Raw genomic sequence first — 3,550 nt, forward strand, 5'->3', positions numbered from 1 at the left:
GTCTGCAAAGTAGGAAATAGACATTTATAGACGTGGTTTTTTATAGTTTTCTATGTATCTGTAAAGGTATACTTTTATAGACACACAAAGGCCTCTCCGTATTTTTTAATACTTAGTAATAAAAGCATCCCAAAAGGTGTACTTAATTGGAACATTAGGCTATTTGCTGTTTTTCCTAAGGTAAAAGCGTCCCATATGACTTATCCTAAAAGTTTAATTGGAAAAATTTTCAGATGTGGCGGGTTATTCTTTGAATCGTTTCCGTACCCCAAAAACACCATCCTTTCTGTATATTTCTACAAAAAGAATAACGCTTTCTATGAATTATGGGTATAAATTCATCTTAGGTTGATAGTGATATATGGTGACCCCTATTAGTGCCAACACAGAAGCAACATCTTATTTCAAACATCACTCATTATCCTTTTCTACCGAATAACGATTTTGCTTCAACTTTATAAAACTCATTTTCACTAAAAAAGTTTCAAAATTTCCCATTGAACATATATAATACTTTTAAACGATTTAAATTCTACACTCAGTAATGGAGGCATTTTAATGGGAAACATCCCAAAAATATTATCACAACAATCGAACACCAAAATACCATCACAGCAAGTGAATCCTAATACGTACCAAGTTAATAATAAAAAAATACGGCGCCGTGTTATATTCGCTTTAGCTTTTATGTTACCTGTGATTTTCTTTCTACAATATTCCATTAATAAGCAACAAGATATTATTAAAGAAAAACAAATCATGATTGGTAAGGAAAAGAAAGAATTATCTTCTTTAAAAAAAGATGGGCAATACTTTGAGAAAGACTTAAAAATTTTAAATGGTAGCGAAGAAGATATTTTAAAGTTCGCAAGGAAATTGTATAAATTCTCCCAGTCCAATGAAATTATATTTGAAACAACTGAATAAAGTAAGAAACCATATTCAGTACCTCGCGGTGATTCCTATTTTGAGTATTGAAATTTTCTATACTTAGATGTATTATATTTTTGTATTTTTTCTCTATCTGAAACAGAGAAAACATCATCACTTCTGAAAGGACCCAAACTTCAACGGGTTCTTTTTATACTTGAATTCATTTTTGATGCATTGTATTATATTTTCAGGTCTTACTTACATAAATCATTATCGGAAAGAATCTGCATTCGAGCAGGTTCTTTTTCTTTATGGGGTGCCCTATACATCCATCAACGTAAGAATTTTATAGTACCCCAAGAACGAAATTTTGTGCTAACTTGTAACAAAAAAGCTCATTTTTTCGTTTTTGGGGAATTCTGAATTTTTAAGTTGATGGGCATGGGGTCACCATACATGCCCATCAACTTAAGAACATTAACTACCCCAAAGAATAAAAAATGCCATCCTTTCTTTATATTCTTACCAAAAGAATAGCGTTTTTTCATTATTTAAATATGATTTCATCTGAATTTAATGGATATTTCTCCTACAAAAGTAGTGGAATTTTCATTTGAACTTGCTACCTCAGTTGGATTTATCATATTTCAATTTCGATATAATAGTAAATAGGTGTATCGGATATAGATGTACATTATTAGGATTATACATATTTCAAATTTAGAATTACAGTAACTACTCAACTGGTAGTTACCAATAAAGAAAGGAATAAGCATAATGATACAGAACATATACGAGACTCATTTACATGTAAGAAATTTAGAAAAGGCGATAGATTTTTATCAAAACAAGCTAGGGTTAGCGTTAGCAAGAAAACTATCCAAAAGAAGAGTGGCTTTCTTTTGGGTAGGAGAAAATAAAAAACAAATGCTTGGATTATGGGAAGTACATAATATTGAAGACTTTGAGCCGAAACATTGTGCTTTTGGTTTAGATTTGGAGTTTTTAATGACTTCTAAATTGTGGTTAGAGGAACGTGGAATAGAAGTGGTAGGAAGTCAGGGAAAAGGAAATCAAGAGCCAATTGTCCAAAGATGGATGCCCGCTGCAAGTGTATACTTTCTGGATTGTGATGGAAATAAATTAGAATTTATTTCTATGTTACATGAGAATCCAGATGAATTAGAATATGCATCCTATTTAAGTGAATGGGATGCGGAACACCAAGAAAAATGAATGAAATTGTATCTATAAAACGAAAAAAACGTTATTCTTTTTGTAAAAATATACAGAAAGGATGACGTTTTTATGAATATTTCGATTCAAAATGAACTACAATTATTTGCTGAAGAATTATATGAACATCTTACCCCTTCGTTTTTGGAAAATCTCGCTAGAGAACTAGGTTTTGTACAACGAAAACGTAAGTTTTCAGGTCATGATTTAGCTACTATCTGTGTCTGGATTAGTCAACGGGTAGCGAGTGATTCTTTAGTACGACTATGTAGTCAACTTCATGCTGTTACAGGAACGCTTATGAGTCCAGAAGGACTCAATAAACGTTTCAATAAAAAAGCTGTTTGCTTTTTAAAACATATTTTCTCTTCGTTATTAAAAAGTAAAATTTGTGAAACATCAGTCATTCCTAGTTCTTCAATCGCTTATTTTCAACGAATTCGTATTTTAGATGCAACGATTTTTCAGGTACCAAAGCATTTAGCTAGTGTGTATCCTGGATCAGGTGGTTGTGCTCAAACAGCGGGTATAAAAATTCAGTTAGAATATGATTTACATAGTGGTCAGTTTTTAAATGTTCAAATTGAACCAGGAAAAAATAATGATAAAACCTTTGGAACAGAGTGTTTAGCGACATTACGTCCTGGTGATCTATGTATTCGAGATTTAGGTTATTATTCACTGGATGATTTAGATCAAATGGACCAACGTGGCGTGTATTATATATCGCGGCTCAAACTAAACAATAGGGTGTATATCAAAAATGAATTTCCTGAATACTTTCGAAATGGGACAATAAAAAAACAGTCCCAGTACATCAAAGTTGATTTAGAACACATTATGGATACCCTAAAACCAGGACAGGTCTATGAAATAAAGGATGCTTATATTGGCAAGGATAAAAAACTATTCACTCGAGTGATTATGTATCGATTAACAGAAAAACAACTTCGTGAGCGTATGAAAAAACAAGTGTATACGGAAAGTAAAAAGGGCATTACATATTCGGAAAAAAGCAAACGATTAGCTGGCATGAACCTATATGTTACCAATACACCTTGGGAGATTGTTCCGATGAAACAAATCCATGATTTTTACTCTCTCCGCTGGCAAGTTGAAATCATATTTAAAACTTGGAAATCCTTATTTCAAATTCATCATTGGCAAAATATTAAACAAGAACGATTAGAATGCCATGTTTATGGAAAACTCATTGCCATTTTTCTATGTTCTTCTACTATGTTTAAGATGCGACAATTAATTTTACAAAAGAAGAAACAGGAATTAAGTGAATATAAAGCCATTGGAATGATTCAAGATCATTTACATATTTTATATCAAGCCATACAACAAAACACCCGAGAAACATACTAAGATTAGTAGTGCAGACCAAGGCATTGGTTCGCACTACTATTTTTTATATAGTAGAAGTGAAGAAAAG

At 31.9% G+C, this 3,550-nt stretch carries 2 protein-coding genes and 1 pseudogene; all 3 read left to right on the forward strand.

What is annotated here, in order from left to right:
* The first annotated feature begins 558 nt into the window (after positions 1-558).
* Positions 559-927 carry a septum formation initiator family protein gene (locus JDS96_RS30020; RefSeq protein WP_199669034.1) on the forward strand — a complete coding sequence of 123 codons (369 nt, stop codon included), beginning with the start codon at positions 559-561 and terminating at the stop codon, positions 925-927.
* 723 nt (positions 928-1,650) lie between these two features.
* Positions 1,651-2,109: a VOC family protein gene (locus tag JDS96_RS30025; protein WP_199669035.1), complete on the forward strand. Its 459-nt coding sequence runs from the start codon at positions 1,651-1,653 to the stop codon at positions 2,107-2,109.
* A gap of 72 nt (positions 2,110-2,181) precedes the next feature.
* Positions 2,182-3,474, forward strand: a pseudogene (locus tag JDS96_RS30030) (IS4 family transposase); the annotation flags it as partial.
* Positions 3,475-3,550: the final 76 nt, after the last annotated feature.

The sequence above is a fragment of the Bacillus cereus group sp. N21 genome, from assembly GCF_016483395.1.
Classification (GTDB): domain Bacteria; phylum Bacillota; class Bacilli; order Bacillales; family Bacillaceae_G; genus Bacillus_A; species Bacillus_A pseudomycoides.

Bases quoted from the DNA above. Each gene is read 5' to 3' on its own strand.
- JDS96_RS30020 (WP_199669034.1), top strand. From the start codon at position 559: ATGGGAAACATCCCAAAAATATTATCACAACAATCGAACACCAAAATA.
- JDS96_RS30025 (WP_199669035.1), top strand. From the start codon at position 1,651: ATGATACAGAACATATACGAGACTCATTTACATGTAAGAAATTTAGAA.